We start from the raw sequence: 15,457 nt of genomic DNA, 5'->3' as shown, positions 1-15,457 counted from the left end.
CATTTAGATAGCCAAAAACGAATTGAAACAAGGGTTACTAAAATAAGGAACGGAATTGTAATCACAAATGAACCGTTCGTCAAATAAGAATAAGAAAAAATCACAACATAATCTGTATTTTTCTTATTTGAAAGCATAAAAGCGGGGAGAATTATACTTTTTTTGGCAGAAATCTCAAGCAGCCTTTTTCGATTTTTTTTGATCCTTTTATAAAGATCTTTTCTCAACTTTATTGTAGAATTAGCCGAATTCTCACCGCACTTTTCAGCGGACTATTCAGATGTTTAACGGATAAACCAAGATATAATAACAATGAAAACCACGCTCGCATCGCTTTGGCAGGATTGCCTTTCACAATTACAAGATCAAGTTTCACCAACGGATTTCAGCACTTGGTTACGTCCATTGCAAGCTGATATTGTAGGTGAAAACAATATGGTGTTATATGCTTCCAATGTTTTTGTTAAAAACTGGGTGGAGACCCATTATCTTGAACTAATTAGCCGCTTAGCCCAACAATTTTCTGGCAATGCAGATTTTAGTGTAAAAGTGCAGGAAGGCTCAAAACCCGCGACGCGTACCACACCTACGCCTGTTATCGTACCAAATACCGCACCCACGCCAGCGAATGAACAAAAGGCCAATTATCGTTCTAACTTAAATACTAAGCATATTTTTGACAATTTTGTCGAAGGGAAATCAAACCAACTTGCCCGCGCAGTGGCACAAAAAGTGGCAATTAATCCGGGGGAACAAAGCGCCAATCCCCTGTTTCTTTACGGTGGCACTGGGCTTGGCAAAACCCACTTATTACACGCCGTAGGTAATGGCATTTTAACCACAAAACCAGAAGCACGCGTAATTTATATCCACGCAGAACGCTTTATGCAAGAATATGTCCGGGCGCTGCAAGAAGACAAAATGGAAAACTTCAAAAAATTCTACCGCACTTTAGATGCCTTGCTGATTGATGATATTCAATTCTTTGCGGGCAAAGACGGTACGCAAGAAGAATTTTTCCATATTTTTAACTCGTTATTTGAAAGTAGTCGGCAAATTATTTTAACCTCTGACCGCTATCCAAAAGAGATAGAGAAAATTGAAGATCGCTTAAAATCTCGTTTTGGTTGGGGATTAAGCGTAGCCATTGAACCCCCAGAACTTGAAACTCGTGTCGCCATTTTATTGAAAAAAGCAGAAGAAAAAAATATGCGCTTACCCCAAGAAGTGGCGTTGTTTATCGGCGAAAAATTACGCACGAACGTGCGTGAATTAGAAGGCGCGCTCAACCGTGTTCACGCTAATGCAGAATTTACGGGCAAACCGATTACCATTGATTTTGTGCGTGAGACCCTCAAAGATATGCTGGCGTTACAAGAAAAATTAGTGACCGTGGAAAACATCCAAAAAATCGTGGCAGAATATTACCGTATCAAAGTGGCCGATCTTAAATCGAAAAGTCGCGCAAGATCGGTGGCTCGCCCTCGCCAAATTGCAATGGCACTTTCACGCGAACTGACTAATCGCAGTTTCCCTGAAATTGGCAGTAGCTTTGGTGATCGTGATCATACTACTGTTTTGCACGCCTGTCGCAGTGTAGATAAACTCAAGCAACAAGACCCAAGCATTCAAGAAGATTGGTCTAATTTAATCCGAACCTTATCAGTTTAAGGACGAAACTATGCAATTTACTGTATCAAGAGAAAACCTGTTAAAGCCCTTACAACAAGTATGTGGTGTATTGAGTAGTCGCCCTAATATTCCTGTGTTAAACAATGTATTACTACACATTGAAGGGCAATCTTTAACCATTACAGGAACAGATTTAGAAGTGGAACTTTCCACCCAAACACAGTTAAATAGTGCTGAACAAGATGGGCATTTCACCATACCCGCTAAAAAATTCCTTGATATTTGCCGTAGTTTTCCTGATGGTTCAGATATTACGGTAAGTTTTGAAGAAGAACGTGCCTTAGTGCATTGCGGTAGAAGTAAATTTAATCTAACAACCCTTCCAGCTGAGGAATATCCAAATTTAGCTGATTGGCAAGCAGAGGTAGATTTTACCACCACACAAGCCACCTTACGTCGCCTCATTGATGCCACTCAATTTTCTATGGCAAATCAAGATGCGCGTTATTTCTTAAATGGAATGAAATTTGAAACCGAAGGTAACTTATTGCGTACTGTTGCAACAGATGGACATCGCCTTGCGGTTTGTACAATTCCCCTAGAACAAGATTTACAGCTTCATTCTGTCATTGTGCCACGTAAAGGCGTGCTAGAATTAGCCCGTTTATTAGAAAGTAATGATCAGCCAGCTCGTGTACAAATTGGTACAAATAATTTACGCATTGATTTAGGACACATTATTTTTACCTCTAAATTAATTGATGGACGTTTCCCAGATTATCGTCGCGTATTACCACGCAATGCGCAACGTATTATGACAGGCGAATGGGAAAGTTTAAAACAAGCCTTTGCCCGTGCCGCGATTTTATCCAATGATAAAGTAAGAACAGTACGTTTACAGCTTGCAGAAAACCAGCTCACAATCACCGCGACAAATACGGAGCAAGAGCAAGCCGAAGAAATCATTGACATCGACTACAACGGCGAAGAAATGGAAGTCGGCTTTAATGTCAGCTATTTGCTTGATGTACTCAATGCCCTCAAATGCAAACAAGTGCGTATGCGATTGACAGATGCTTCTTCCAGTTGCTTAATTGAAGATGTGGATGACAATAGCGCAGAATATGTGATTATGCCAATGCGTTTATAATTGATATGGCAATTTCACGCTTAACGGTTGAAAATTTTCGTAATTTAAACGCCGTGGATCTAGAATTTGACCACGGCTTTAACTTTTTAGTGGGCAATAACGGCAGCGGTAAAACCAGTTTACTTGAAGCCATTTTTTATCTTGCTCACGGACGTTCTTTTAAAAGTGCGGTAGCAAATCGCATTATTTCTTACGAACAGCCTCACTTCACCCTTTATGGCAAAATTCAAGAGCAACAACATCAGTGGTCAGTGGGGTTGCAAAAACACCGCCAAGGTAACACTCAGGTAAAAATTAACGGTGAAGAAGCAAAGAAAATTGCCGATCTTGCCCATTTGTTACCAATGCAAATGATTACCCCAGAAGGATTGACCTTGCTCAACGGTGGGCCAAGCTATCGCCGTGCTTTTTTAGATTGGGGACTATTCCATCATCATCGTGATTTTCACCCTGTTTGGAGCCAACTTAACCGCTTATTGAAGCAACGCAATGCGGCTTTACAACGAGCCTTGCACTATGAACATATTCAGATTTGGGATAAAGCGCTGGTCAATCTTGCTAACCAAGTCAGCCAATGGCGTGCCGATTATGTCGAAGCCTTACGTCCTGAAATTGAACGCACCTGTCAGCTATTTCTGCCTGAATTAGAAATCAGTGTCAGTTTTCATCAAGGCTGGGATAAAAACAGCGATTACGCCGAATTGTTATGTCAAAATTTTGAACGAGATCGTGCCATTGGTTACACCGTATCTGGCCCGCAAAAGGCGGATTTTCGCTTTAAGGCGAATGGATTACCGGTAGAAGATGTGCTTTCTCGTGGGCAATTAAAACTGCTAATGTGTGCCTTGCGCCTAGCTCAAGGTGAACATTTGATGCAACAAAAAAATCGTCATTGTATTTTTTTAATTGATGATTTCGCTTCTGAATTAGATCAAACAAAACGTGCATTATTAGCTGAACGCCTACAACAAAGCGGCTCACAAGTGTTTGTTACCGCCATTACACACAACCAACTAAAAGAAATGCAACCAGAAAAACACCGTACTTTTAGTGTCAATAACGGTAAACTCAGTGAAAACGTGTTTTGCTCTTCCTAACCTCTCTTGCTAAAACAAGAAACCTCTTATGTTCTCTCATCAAATGGCGGATATACACAAATCATTCCCCATTCCCTCAAAACAAAAATCAACAAAAAAGCACCGCACTTTATAATAGAGAATTTTCTGCACTTATTCCTCAAAATAAATTGAGATATTCCTTGAAATATCAACAAAAATACGTATTATCAGCGATCCTTTGAATAACCTGTATGTCGAACATCAGCTGTTCAAAGATTACGCAATTTTTCCACTTAATTTGGGTTCCCTCACCCCAATATTTTCAACAAAAAGGTATAAAAGATGAAAGTAACTTCTCCGATCTTTAATGTTCACCAAAAACGTAACGCATTAATTATTTTAACTTTTTTCCACATTTTTATTATTGCCGCAAGTAACTATTTAGTACAAATCCCGTTTGAGATACACTTGCCATTTCATCTACTCGGACTAGCAGATTTCTCGTTCCACAGCACTTGGGGAACGCTTACTTTCCCATTTATTTTCCTTGCAACGGATCTAACTGTGCGAATTTTTGGAGCAACCGCCGCAAGATGGATCATCTTTGCCGTGATGTTTCCCGCATTAATTATCAGTTATGTGATTTCCACGCTCTTTTTGGACACGCAATATCAAGGGATCGAAGCCTTATTTGATTTCAACTTATTCGTTTTTCGCATTGCTATTGCCAGTTTTGTCGCCTATGTTTTCGGTCAATTACTTGATGTACTTGTATTTAATCGATTACGCCAGTTAAAAACCTGGTGGATTGCGCCGAGTAGCTCAATGATTTTCGGTTCAATGGCAGATACCTTCTTATTCTTTTCCGTCGCATTTTTCGCAAGCAGTGATCCTTTTATGGCGGAACATTGGTTTGAACTTGGTTTTGTAGATTATCTTTTCAAACTTTTTGTCGGCATCGTGCTATTTGTTCCTGCCTATGGCGTCGCACTAAATATTATTTTGCGTAAGCTTCAACAACTCACAAGAGAATAAAAGGATTTATTCATCAACATATCATAAGGAAACACAATGAATATACGAAGTACAGGTGCTGGCTGGTCAATCAGCATAGGACGCATTGGCGCAATCCTTGCTCCAATAATCGCAGGTATTTTATTAGATAGCGGATGAGAAAAACAAAATCTTTATATCGGCGCAGCATTCGTGCTATTAATCTCAACCTTTGCTTTACTCTTACTGAAGCGGAATAATACATAAGCAAGTTATAGCAAAAAAGCTGATAGCCATAACCTATCAGCTTTTATCAACAAAAGTGCGGTGGTTTTTAACAAGATTTTTCTTTACGAATGTGTGCTAACAAGGCATCACAACATTGATCTAATAATTCGTAAGTTTGGGTAAAATTCTTGGTGTACCAAGGATCAGGGATATGATCGATACCTAAATCAGGACAAAGCTGAGTGATTTGAAATAATTTTTCAGGGTGATGTCCAAATAATTTTTCTAAATCGGCTAAATTTTGGTTATCCATAGCAATAATATAATCAAAATCTTGCCAATCTTTTAACCGCACTTTTCGGCTAGTAAAACCTTTATTATCAATATGATGTAATTCAAGAGTTTCTGCTGTACCGCAGTGCATATCCTCGCCATCGTGCCAGCCAGATGTGCCAGCACTATCACTCATCATTTTATTGGCTAAGCCTGCTTGTTTCACTTTTTCACGGAAAAGATATTCCGCCATTGGGGAACGGCAAATGTTCCCCAAACAGACAAATAACACGTTCACTGGCGCTGCCATTAGCAGGTTCCCCATAAATCATATTCATCGGCTTGTGTGATCGTTACGTTAATCACTTGTCCTACGCTCACAGCTTGGTGAGATAAGTTATCTACATAAACCACACCATCAATTTCTGGGGCATCCGCCATTGAGCGTCCGATAATCCCTTCTTCATCTATTTCGTCCACAATGACAGGCAGGGTTTTGCCAATTTTTTGCTGTAAGCGTTGTGCTGAAATAGCTTGTTGCACTTGCATAAAACGGTGGAAACGCGCTTCTTTTACGTCTTCTGGTATTTGATCTGGCATATCTGTGGCTGGCGCACCTTCAACAGGGCTAAATTTGAAACAGCCAACTCGATCAAGCTGGGCTTCCTGTAAGAAATCTAATAGTTGTTGAAAATCTTCCTCCGTTTCACCCGGGAAGCCAACAATAAAAGTGGAACGTAAGGTTAATTCAGGGCAAATTTCACGCCATTTTTTTATACGTTCTAACGTGCGATCAATAGACCCCGGACGCTTCATTGCTTTCAAAATTTTTGGGCTTGCGTGTTGTAATGGAATATCTAAATAAGGCAAAATTTTGCCTTGCGCCATAAGTGGAATTAAATTATCCACGTGCGGATAAGGATATACATAATGCAAACGCACCCAAATGCCTAAGGTCGCCAACTGCTCGCACAGGCTGATCAGATTATTTTTGATTGGCTTACCGTTCCAGAAAACCGTTTTATTTTGATTTTCTTTACCTTGATCTAAGGCATACGCTGAAGTATCTTGCGACACGATAAGTAGCTCTTTCACCCCAGCATCAGCAAGGCGTTTGGCTTCATCTAAGACTTGCGTAATCGGACGGCTATCTAAATCACCGCGCATTGAAGGAATAATACAGAAAGTACAACGATGATCGCAGCCTTCTGAAATTTTCAAATAGGCATAATGTTTTGGGGTTAATTTCACTCCTTGCGCTGGCACAAGACTGATATAAGGGTTGTGTGCGGGTTTTGGTACATATTTATGCACTTGTGTCATCACCGCTTCATAACTATGTGGGCCTGTAACTTCTAATACCTTTGGATGTACTTCACGGATACGATCTTCTTTCGCCCCCAAACAGCCTGTAACAATCACTTTACCATTTTCTTCTAACGCTTCACCAATGGCTTCTAACGACTCTTGCACTGCGCTGTCAATAAATCCGCAGGTATTAACGATCACTAAATCGGCATTTTCATAACTTGGAATAATGTTATACCCATCAGAACGCAGCTCCGTCAAAATACGTTCTGAATCCACTAAATTTTTAGGACAACCTAAACTAATAAAACCAATATTTGGTGCTGAACTCATAAAATAATCTCAATAATCACTCAAAACGGTGCATTGTACAAAATTCGTATGCAAAAGGCGATAAGTGAGGGGAAATTTACAGAAAAAAGCACCGCACTTTATGCGAAGAAAGTCAGATGGCTTTTTTAGACAGAAGGAATAATAAAGTGCGGTGGGAATGTGTTAAATTTTCCCACCGTGAAAAAATTAAAGCATAAATAATGCCAAGAATAGTACAGCAAGCACCATTCCTAAACCTGTACGTTTAACAATATCCACAGGGCTAACCATCGCTAATCCTGCACAAACAATCGTTACGCCTGCGATTGGCGAGGCAGTGCGTCCAATAGCCCCTGCAATAGCGGCCGCCATACCAAGGTTTAAGTGTGTGTAGCCTAATTCGACTGCGTGTGGTGTTACTGCTGTGTTAAAGGCGATTGCTGCCGCATCGCCAGAACCTGTGAGCAAGCCCATTAAGAATGGACCAATCGTTGCTCCCCAACGGACAAATTCGTTTGAATGCTTAAGAAATTCAATGGCGCTGTCAATGGCACCAGTCGATTTTAGCCCTGCCACAAAAACACTCGCTGAAATAATAATGCCTAACACATTTGCATAAGCGCTCCCCATTCCATTAAAAAATTCTTCTGTAATTTTAGCCGGAGAAATGCGTGTAACGAAAATGGCATAAATTGCCCCAATTAACATTGCTTGCGGTACCCCCATTTTCGTCCAAGCAAGTGCCGGGATTTCTTGTAAAGCGGTTCCACCAATTACTAAAATAACCAATGGTAATAAAGGTGCAATGGCAAAGAAAATGTTTGATTTTTGGAAAGATTGTTCAGATTCTTTAGCTTCTGCTAAATAGGCTTGACGATGTTCTTCGCCATAATCTTTTAGCATTAATGCGACTAAAGTTAGCGAAACCGCTGCAATCGCACCAGCGATAATCGTATAAGGTGCATGAGATAAATTGACTTGCGTAATCGTTAAATTTGACATTTCGGCAATCATAGCAGAATGAGAAGAGCCGGGACTCATCATTGAACCAAATGTGCCAGCCAAAATGGCTGCCCCAGCCGTAGCAGGTCGCACACCTGCACTTTTTAATACGGGGATTAATGTTGCGCCAACGGCGGCAGCGCAACCGGCTGCTGAAGGAATCGCAATATTAATAAAAAAAGTAATCATTGTGGCAAAAGGAATTAAGAAAAATCTTAGTCCTGATAAGGGCCGAGTCATTAAATGCACAAGATGTGTATCACATTTTGTGTATTTCATCACATAAGCAAAGCCCATACTGGAACAGATTGCCATAATTAATCCACTGCTGGTCATTGATTTAGCAAAGGCATCTAACGCCCCCATTGGGTTGAGCGTTAATAAAGACATTAATAAGCCTAAACCAATTAATACGGTACGCGTTTCATATTTTTTTACCAATAAATAAACCGCAGCAACAACACCCAAAATTGCCACGAAAGATTTAAGTTCAAGCATATTATTCTCCTTAATAATTAAAAATCGATCCAGCGAGGTAAGACTGACAAGCCCCATTTTTGCTCAATTTTAACACCGCACTTTGCTGTGCTTGGCTAATATCTAGTACACTTGCTTGTTGCCCCTGAATATGCAATGCCGTGCCTTCAGGCAATGCGTAAACCTGTGATTCAGGATTAATCATTAAAAACTCCGCTAAACGCTCTTCACGACTTTCACCATTATGTCCTGCTATTTTACCTGAAATAAAGTGTGGATTAATTTGGTGAGGAAATAGATTTAAAGCATCAAAGGAAGGGGGATAAAGAATTGGCATATCATTGGTTGTCATAATACTTTTACCAGCCACATTGGCACCAGCGCTCCAACCAAAATAAGGCGTGCCTTGTTGTACTTTCTGGCGAATCGCATCCAATAAATGATGCTCATACAATCCATTAAGCAAGCAGAACGTGTTACCGCCACCAATTGCGATCACATCAGCTTGTTCGATAATATCGAGGTGTGTTTTTCCTCGATGAACAGAAATAATATCCATCTCTAATTCAGCAAGTGCTTGTTTTACTCCATTTTCATATTCATCATAGCTACGGCTGACACCGGCATAAGGGACAAATCCAATGGTTTTTCCTCGGTATTCAGAAAGAAAAGTTTTTAGCCACGGCATACAATGTACCAAATAACCTGTATCTTTATATTTTGAGCCACTCATTAATAACATCTTTTTCATGTTTTTCTCCTTATAAAAGTGTTCAATTAATACCTAATATTAGGTGATTCGTATTTCTCTATTATGCGTAGTCAGAATAAAAAAGAAATAAAATCAAGAATGAAAAATAAGATTTCTTGAGAAAGATCATAAAAAAACCACGCGATTTGCGTGGTTCAACATAATTCTCTAGCCTTAATGCTTACAGCCGCCATTTCCGCAGCAACCTTCACCATCGTGATGATGGTGGTGATCGTGGTTATGATGATGGTGATGACCGCCACAACCACAGCCGTGTCCTTCTTCATCGCTATCACCATGTCCACCACAGCAACCGCCCTCTTGGTGGATATGACCGTGTGCGATTTCCTCTAAGGTTGCTTCACGTGTTGCAACAACTTCTACATCAAATAATAATTCTTGTCCTGCGAGCATATGATTACCATCGACAACCACATCATTCTCACCTACTTCCGTGATCACAACAGGTAATGGCCCTACATCGGTATCGGCGATAAAACGCATTCCAGCGACAAGCTCATCGACACCAACAAACACATCTTTTGGTACACGTTGAACAAGATTTTCATTATATTCCCCGTAACCTTCCTCTGGTTTTACGCGAACTTCAAATTTATCACCAACAGATTTACCTTCTAGGGCTTTCTCTAAGCCAATGACTAAATTATTATGCCCTTGTAAATATTCTAAAGGCTGATTGACTGGAGCTTCATCAACTAATACTCCATCTTCAGTACGAACTTGGTAAGCAATGCTCACCACCACATTTTTTGCAACTTTCATTGATAACCTCGTTGGCTTGTTAAAATCGCCTCATTGTATAAGAAATGGGGCTGGCTGTCATTATTCCTGAACTAGCTGAATTTTTGCCTCAATGCTTGCTCTTACGTTAGCTTTGCCGTTGCCTAATTGCACCTCATCATTCGACATTGAACTTGCCATTTTCGCCATAGCATAAGGGCGAGCCACAAAGCGTCCGCTTTCCATTGGGGTGCGAATATTTAATTCCACAATTTTATAACCTTTCGCGCCAAGTGATTGTTGAATTAAGTTTGCCTTGCGGTTTAATTGTTCAAGCGCCTGTTTTGTCATTTCATCTTCAACTCGATTAATTGCAGCAGAAGACACTTGAGAGTTTACATATTCAATTGCCAAAATACCATTAAGTTTCGTCATTGCATTAGATAAGGCTTCATTATTTTTACTTTGCAATATTAGCTGGGCGCGCGCAATCCAGCCATTTTGCTTGCCATCACTGTTATAACGGACTTGTGTACTACGTGAATTATCACTTAATTCAACGTCCGGATAGGATTTTAATATCTCAAAGGCTTGATTAATTTTATTGCTCACTTCTTTATTCGCCAACGCAAGATCTTTGTTTTCCGCTTGGGTAAACAAGGTGGCTTGGAGTAAATCATGCGAAAGTTCTTTTTCAACATCAACAGAAAAACTCACTATATTATGAGTATTCTCTGCAGCATAGGTAGATAACGATAATGGTAATGCCATTAAGGCAAAAGTAAGTTGTTTTAAACGCATAAAATTCCTTATAAATTAATTGATTTATTGCTATATCGACAGAAAAAAATGCAAATAGTTCCGAAGATAAAAAAATCCATAAAAAAGCACCGCACTTATATTTTGCTGAAAATAAAGTGCGGTGTGATTTTTAAAAATTTTGCGCAATCTTATTCTTCATCATCAAAAAATTCACCATCTTCGCCATATTCATCGTCTTCAGCATTAGGATCTTCAAAATATGTTCCCCAGCCGTCATAAATGCCATTGAATTTAGCGATAAGTGGAAATAATTCTTTTTGTTGTGCATCAATTAATTCAGCCTTTAATTCAATTTCGCTAATAGCATCAAAGGAATAAAAGATCTTGCCAGTTTCTTCCTCTTCCCACTCTTCTGCATCAGACACTTCATAGCCAGCCTTAAATACATCAACAGCAATTTTTTCTAATTGTTCAAAATCATTATGAGAAATATGATGCTCAATAATATAAAGTGCTTCAGGATCGCTACCGTCATTGAGTAAATTCTGAATAATTTCACGCGTTTCTGTTTGCGCATCTTCAATATGCGGAATGTTAGTCATTGGATTTCTCCTTTTGTGTGTAAAGTAAATATATGCCCTTATTTTACTACGTTATCCAAATTTAGGATAAAAAAAATCTTCCTATTTATAAGGAAGATTTTTTCTATTCAGCGAATTATTTTTTTAATAAATCACGGATTTCAGTTAATAATTTTTCTTCATTTGAAGGCTCAGCAGGTGCTGCTTCTGGCTCTTCTGCTGGTTTCTTCATTTTGTTCATTCCTTTCACAACTAAGAAAATTGCAAATGCAATGATCACGAAGTCAACGATATTTTGTACGAATACACCGTAGTTTAACGTTACTGCTGGCACATCGCCCACAGCTTCTTTTAGTACAAGGTGTAAATTTTTGAAATCTACGCCACCAGTGAATAAGCCTAATACTGGCATAATCACATCGCCCACGAATGAACTTACAATTTTACCAAATGCTCCACCGATAACCACACCGACTGCCATATCCACCACATTTCCACGCATTGCAAATTCGCGGAACTCTTTCATAAAACTCATAAAATACTCCTAAATAAAGGCTGAAAGGATTAATCAGCGGCGGCTATTATATGAACTAAAAACAATAAGTACAGCACTTTTTTTCATTTTTAGATAAAAAATGCACTAGGTTGGAATAATTTTTCTACCTCTGGAATATGTTTTTTATCACTCACATATACTATAATGTGATCGTTTTCCTCAATCACTAACCCTTTTCTCGCAACCATCACATCTTCACCACGTAATATTGCACCAATAATCGCGCCTGCAGGAAGTTTAATTTCAGATATTTTGCGTCCAATTACATTAGAAGAGCTAGCCTCCCCATGCACAATAATCTCTAAGACCTCCGCAACACCATGACGTAAAGAAACAACATTCCCTATATCCCCTTTACGAATATGCCCCAATAAGGCAGAAATCGTGGCTTGTTGAGGAGAAACCACAATGTCTAACGTGCCTCCTTGCAATAAATTAATGTATGCCATTCGTTGAATCAGTACCATTGCCTTTTTCGCACCAAGCCGTTTTGCCAATAATGCAGACATAATGTTAGCCTCATCATCACTGGTGAGCGAAAGAAAAACATCAATATTTTCTATGTGCTCTTCAAATAAAAGCGACTGATCTGAAGCATCTCCATGAAAAACTAATGTTTTTGATAGCCTTTCTGCCAAAATAGTTGCACGCTCCTGATTTCGCTCAATTAATTTTACTGAGCATTGTTCTTCCAAACGTTTTGCAACCCCACTTCCAACATTCCCACCACCAATAATCATAATGCGTTTATAAGGTTTTTCTAGACGCTGTAATTCACTCATAATGGCTTTAATATGAATTGTGGCACAAATAAAGGTAACTTCATCCCCCGCTTCAATAATGGTTGATCCTTGTGGGCGAATCACTTTATCCTGTCGCAAAATAGACACGACACGGCAATCAATATGTGGCAAATGCTCTTTTAACATTGATAGGGCATATCCTACCAATGGCCCCCCATAATAGGCTTTCACCACCACGATACTAATCCGCCCTTCGGCAAAATGAGAAACTTGTAGCGCCCCCGGATAGTCAATCAAGCGAACGATTTCATCAGTCACTAATTTTTCAGGGGATATAATATGATCGATCGGGATAACATCTGATTGAAATAATTTATTTTTTTCACGTAAATAGTCTGTACTCCGAATACGTGCAATTTTCGTTGGTGTATTAAACAAAGTATAAGCCACTTGGCACGCAATCATATTGGTTTCGTCTGAATTAGTTACTGCCACGACTAAATCTGCATCCGCTGCACCTGCTTCACGCAAGACTCTCGGTGATGACGCAATCCCATTCACGACACGCAAGTCGTGCTTATCTTGTAACGCAAGTAAACGTTCTGCTTCATTATCGACAAGCGTAATATCGTTATCTTCACTGACCAAATTGGCTGCCAATGTTGTCCCTACCTGCCCTGCGCCTAAAATAATGATTTTCATTGTTGTGATCTCTGTATTGCACTAAGTTCAAGTTATTTAATGCGGATTTAATCCATTGCTTGTTATAATAGCGAATATACTCGTGTAGCGCTACCTCCATCTCTGACACATTGGCAAAGCAATTCAGGTAAAAACATTCGAACTTCACCATACTAAAAACTCTCTACCATCTTATTATACCAATTCCCCTTATGGCTTATGCTATGAACTGACTTTAAGGTATTTTTCACTACGAGTATTTCGTGCCACACTGCCACCTGATAGCGCCAACCTTAGTCGCTATGAATCAGTGTGCAAGAGAAACGAATTTATAACGCTTCCTTGAATATCTTCAATACGAACCCCCAAATAGTTAAAAGGTATGGTGAGACAGATTTGTCATCTTCAGTAATATGGAAAAGAGAGATTGCTTCCTTCGTTCTCGAACGATGGTATATTTTTCCGCTTGAGCTTGATACTTCTGAGTTCAAAGAACTTTTTTAAATAGATATTCTTCTGGTAAGAGTATTCAATCTCTTGTAAAAAAGGTTTTTTATCGGCTTTGACAGGCGGTTTGGTTTGAGGAATCACATCTTATTTCTCCGATTAGGCTAGCGAATAAGCCAATCAATATCACTTTTCTAATGCGTTACAACTAAACCATAATTTAGCGAAAGTAAGAGAGACCGTAATAGTTTGTCGTCTGATTCAGATTCATACCTTGAACAGAGACTAACGAAATCGCGCGTAATGCAAATGCTGTTGAATAATGTTTTGCCATAAAAAATCTGCTCCTTAATTATTGGATGTGGTCCAACTTTTGGGGAGCAGATCAGTGTCATTTTATTTAAAACCTGAAATTATCAGCCCATACCGTATTTTTTTAATTTTTTACGTAATGTACCACGGTTGATACCTAACATTGTGGCGGCACGAGTTTGATTACCACGGGTATATTGCATAATCATATCAAGCATAGGGTGTTCAACCTCTGACAACACTAACTCATAAAGATCGTCCACATCTTGACCATCTAATTGTGCTAAATAATTTCTAATTGCTTGTTTCACAGAATCACGAAGTGGCTTATTTGTTACTTGTGATTGTGAGTTTAATACTGAAACAGTGAGTGCTTCGGCTGGATTACGTTGTTGTTCTAACATTGTTGTTCTTATCCAATAAAATCAAATTAAAAAATTCTTTCAATGCTGTTATTTGCTCTTTTGCATTCGTAATGGCATTAAAAGTCTGTCTAAAACTGGAATTAGGTTGAATTCCCTGTAAATACCAAGCTACGTGCTTGCGTGCAATGCGATACCCCTTTTCTTCACCATAAAACTGATGAAGTGCCTGAATATGTCGCAAAATAACACCGCACTTTTCTTCTAAGCTTGGTTCTGAAGTTATTGAGCTGTTTTCTATTAAATCTGCCACAGACTGAAATAGCCAAGGCTGACCTAATGCACCACGCCCAATCATTATTGCATCAGCGCCTGTGTAATTGAGTACATCTTGGGCTTTTTGTGCTGATGTAATATCGCCATTGGCAATCACGGGGATGGAAACCTGTTGTTTCACCGCTTTAATATTGTCGTATTCCGCTTCGCCCTCAAATAAACATTCACGCGTACGCCCGTGAATAGTCAGTGCTTGAATGCCAGCTTGTTCGGCAATTTTAGCGATTTCCACACAGTTTCGATTTTGTCGATCCCAGCCTGTTCTAATTTTTAGTGTTACAGGCACATCCACAGCACGAACCACGGCTTCAAGAATCTGTTGGACTAAATCAGGATATTGTAAAAGCGCAGAACCTGCCAATTTACGATTCACCTTCTTTGCAGGACAGCCCATATTGATGTCAATAATTTCTGCCCCATAGCCCACATTCACTTGTGCAGCTTGTGCCATTTCCTGCGGATCGGATCCCGCAATTTGCACGGCGTTGATGCCGACATCTTGATGATACGCAAGACGTTGTTTCGATTTTTCTGTATGCCAGACACGAGGATTACTTGCCATCATTTCTGAAAACGTTAATCCTGCCCCATAATTCGCACAAAGGCGCCTAAAAGGTTGGTCAGTAATACCTGCCATCGGTGCAAGCAAAATACGGTTTTTTAATTGATAATGACCAATTCGCATTGTTGCCTTCCTTTAACACATTACTACCTTTGACATACAACTCATCGCCCGCCCCTACGGGCAAGGC

At 39.6% G+C, this 15,457-nt stretch carries 16 protein-coding genes and 1 pseudogene; 5 read left to right on the top strand and 12 right to left on the bottom strand.

The window, feature by feature from the left end; genetic code table 11:
• Positions 1 to 312 precede the first annotated feature (312 nt).
• The 5 genes and pseudogenes from dnaA to L4F91_RS01525 form a co-directional block, all read left to right on the top strand.
• Entirely contained in the window at positions 313 to 1,671 is a 1,359-nt protein-coding gene (dnaA, locus tag L4F91_RS01545) for a chromosomal replication initiator protein DnaA (RefSeq protein ID WP_395896890.1), read from the top strand.
• 10 nt (positions 1,672 to 1,681) lie between these two features.
• Positions 1,682 to 2,782 (top strand): DNA polymerase III subunit beta, encoded by a 1,101-nt coding sequence (gene dnaN / locus L4F91_RS01540; RefSeq protein ID WP_395896888.1) that lies wholly within the window; start codon positions 1,682 to 1,684, stop codon positions 2,780 to 2,782.
• Positions 2,783 to 2,787: 5 nt separating this feature from the next.
• Positions 2,788 to 3,879, top strand: coding sequence for a DNA replication/repair protein RecF (recF, locus tag L4F91_RS01535; RefSeq protein ID WP_395896886.1), 1,092 nt, complete (start codon positions 2,788 to 2,790; stop codon positions 3,877 to 3,879).
• A 303-nt stretch (positions 3,880 to 4,182) separates the two neighbouring features.
• Positions 4,183 to 4,875 (top strand): 7-cyano-7-deazaguanine/7-aminomethyl-7-deazaguanine transporter, encoded by a 693-nt coding sequence (locus L4F91_RS01530; protein ID WP_265778631.1) that lies wholly within the window; start codon positions 4,183 to 4,185, stop codon positions 4,873 to 4,875.
• Positions 4,876 to 4,914: 39 nt separating this feature from the next.
• Positions 4,915 to 5,100 (top strand): annotated as a pseudogene (locus L4F91_RS01525) (MFS transporter); the annotation flags it as partial.
• 67 nt (positions 5,101 to 5,167) lie between these two features.
• Here L4F91_RS01525 and L4F91_RS01520 read toward each other — a convergent pair.
• The 12 genes from L4F91_RS01520 to dusB all read right to left on the bottom strand — a co-directional run bounded on the left by L4F91_RS01520 (position 5,168) and on the right by dusB (position 15,390).
• A complete protein-coding gene (locus L4F91_RS01520) occupies positions 5,168 to 5,644 on the bottom strand; it encodes a low molecular weight protein-tyrosine-phosphatase (RefSeq protein WP_265762870.1) in 477 nt (158 codons plus the stop codon).
• Positions 5,644 to 6,975, bottom strand: coding sequence for a 30S ribosomal protein S12 methylthiotransferase RimO (rimO, locus tag L4F91_RS01515; protein WP_395896883.1), 1,332 nt, complete (start codon positions 6,973 to 6,975; stop codon positions 5,644 to 5,646). The genes L4F91_RS01520 and rimO overlap by 1 nt, the downstream gene beginning before the upstream one ends.
• A gap of 186 nt (positions 6,976 to 7,161) precedes the next feature.
• Positions 7,162 to 8,454 (bottom strand): C4-dicarboxylate transporter DcuC, encoded by a 1,293-nt coding sequence (gene dcuC, locus L4F91_RS01510; RefSeq protein ID WP_395896881.1) that lies wholly within the window; start codon positions 8,452 to 8,454, stop codon positions 7,162 to 7,164.
• A 10-nt stretch (positions 8,455 to 8,464) separates the two neighbouring features.
• The gene (pepE, locus tag L4F91_RS01505) at positions 8,465 to 9,184 is read right to left on the bottom strand and encodes a dipeptidase PepE (RefSeq protein WP_395896879.1); all 720 of its coding nucleotides are present in this window, start codon (positions 9,182 to 9,184) and stop codon (positions 8,465 to 8,467) included.
• Positions 9,185 to 9,358: 174 nt separating this feature from the next.
• A complete protein-coding gene (gene slyD, locus L4F91_RS01500) occupies positions 9,359 to 9,967 on the bottom strand; it encodes a peptidylprolyl isomerase (protein WP_250350968.1) in 609 nt (202 codons plus the stop codon).
• Positions 9,968 to 10,027: 60 nt separating this feature from the next.
• A complete protein-coding gene (locus tag L4F91_RS01495; protein WP_395896877.1) occupies positions 10,028 to 10,726 on the bottom strand; it encodes an SIMPL domain-containing protein in 699 nt (232 codons plus the stop codon).
• 149 nt (positions 10,727 to 10,875) lie between these two features.
• Positions 10,876 to 11,289, bottom strand: coding sequence for a ribonuclease E inhibitor RraB (gene rraB / locus L4F91_RS01490; RefSeq protein WP_250363625.1), 414 nt, complete (start codon positions 11,287 to 11,289; stop codon positions 10,876 to 10,878).
• 115 nt (positions 11,290 to 11,404) lie between these two features.
• A complete protein-coding gene (mscL, locus tag L4F91_RS01485) occupies positions 11,405 to 11,803 on the bottom strand; it encodes a large-conductance mechanosensitive channel protein MscL (protein WP_395896875.1) in 399 nt (132 codons plus the stop codon).
• 89 nt (positions 11,804 to 11,892) lie between these two features.
• Positions 11,893 to 13,269 (bottom strand): Trk system potassium transporter TrkA, encoded by a 1,377-nt coding sequence (trkA, locus tag L4F91_RS01480; protein ID WP_395896873.1) that lies wholly within the window; start codon positions 13,267 to 13,269, stop codon positions 11,893 to 11,895.
• Positions 13,205 to 13,420 (bottom strand): IS3 family transposase, encoded by a 216-nt coding sequence (locus L4F91_RS01475; protein ID WP_395896871.1) that lies wholly within the window; start codon positions 13,418 to 13,420, stop codon positions 13,205 to 13,207. The genes trkA and L4F91_RS01475 overlap by 65 nt, the downstream gene beginning before the upstream one ends.
• Positions 13,421 to 14,111: 691 nt before the next feature.
• A complete protein-coding gene (gene fis, locus L4F91_RS01470) occupies positions 14,112 to 14,411 on the bottom strand; it encodes a DNA-binding transcriptional regulator Fis (RefSeq protein ID WP_103855173.1) in 300 nt (99 codons plus the stop codon).
• Entirely contained in the window at positions 14,392 to 15,390 is a 999-nt protein-coding gene (gene dusB / locus L4F91_RS01465; RefSeq protein WP_250350973.1) for a tRNA dihydrouridine synthase DusB, read from the bottom strand. Before dusB ends, fis begins: the two co-directional genes overlap by 20 nt.
• Positions 15,391 to 15,457 lie beyond the last annotated feature (67 nt).

The organism is Avibacterium sp. 20-126 (assembly GCF_044358625.1).
In the GTDB taxonomy this organism is placed as follows: Bacteria; Pseudomonadota; Gammaproteobacteria; order Enterobacterales; family Pasteurellaceae; genus Avibacterium.
The sequence above is the reverse complement of the archived record's forward strand: the minus strand, read 5'-3'. Positions and strand labels throughout refer to the sequence as shown.

What these genes read in the sequence shown, in the direction of transcription:
- recF (WP_395896886.1), top strand. Translation starts at nt 2,788, where the DNA reads ATGGCAATTTCACGCTTAACGGTTGAAAATTTTCGTAATTTAAACGCC.
- dnaN (WP_395896888.1), top strand. Translation starts at nt 1,682, where the DNA reads ATGCAATTTACTGTATCAAGAGAAAACCTGTTAAAGCCCTTACAACAA.
- dusB (WP_250350973.1), bottom strand. Translation starts at nt 15,390, where the DNA reads ATGCGAATTGGTCATTATCAATTAAAAAACCGTATTTTGCTTGCACCG.
- L4F91_RS01475 (WP_395896871.1), bottom strand. Translation starts at nt 13,420, where the DNA reads ATGGTGAAGTTCGAATGTTTTTACCTGAATTGCTTTGCCAATGTGTCA.
- trkA (WP_395896873.1), bottom strand. Translation starts at nt 13,269, where the DNA reads ATGAAAATCATTATTTTAGGCGCAGGGCAGGTAGGGACAACATTGGCA.
- fis (WP_103855173.1), bottom strand. Translation starts at nt 14,411, where the DNA reads ATGTTAGAACAACAACGTAATCCAGCCGAAGCACTCACTGTTTCAGTA.
- pepE (WP_395896879.1), bottom strand. Translation starts at nt 9,184, where the DNA reads ATGAAAAAGATGTTATTAATGAGTGGCTCAAAATATAAAGATACAGGT.
- mscL (WP_395896875.1), bottom strand. Translation starts at nt 11,803, where the DNA reads ATGAGTTTTATGAAAGAGTTCCGCGAATTTGCAATGCGTGGAAATGTG.
- rraB (WP_250363625.1), bottom strand. Translation starts at nt 11,289, where the DNA reads ATGACTAACATTCCGCATATTGAAGATGCGCAAACAGAAACGCGTGAA.
- rimO (WP_395896883.1), bottom strand. Translation starts at nt 6,975, where the DNA reads ATGAGTTCAGCACCAAATATTGGTTTTATTAGTTTAGGTTGTCCTAAA.
- dcuC (WP_395896881.1), bottom strand. Translation starts at nt 8,454, where the DNA reads ATGCTTGAACTTAAATCTTTCGTGGCAATTTTGGGTGTTGTTGCTGCG.
- L4F91_RS01530 (WP_265778631.1), top strand. Translation starts at nt 4,183, where the DNA reads ATGAAAGTAACTTCTCCGATCTTTAATGTTCACCAAAAACGTAACGCA.
- L4F91_RS01495 (WP_395896877.1), bottom strand. Translation starts at nt 10,726, where the DNA reads ATGCGTTTAAAACAACTTACTTTTGCCTTAATGGCATTACCATTATCG.
- slyD (WP_250350968.1), bottom strand. Translation starts at nt 9,967, where the DNA reads ATGAAAGTTGCAAAAAATGTGGTGGTGAGCATTGCTTACCAAGTTCGT.
- dnaA (WP_395896890.1), top strand. Translation starts at nt 313, where the DNA reads ATGAAAACCACGCTCGCATCGCTTTGGCAGGATTGCCTTTCACAATTA.
- L4F91_RS01520 (WP_265762870.1), bottom strand. Translation starts at nt 5,644, where the DNA reads ATGGCAGCGCCAGTGAACGTGTTATTTGTCTGTTTGGGGAACATTTGC.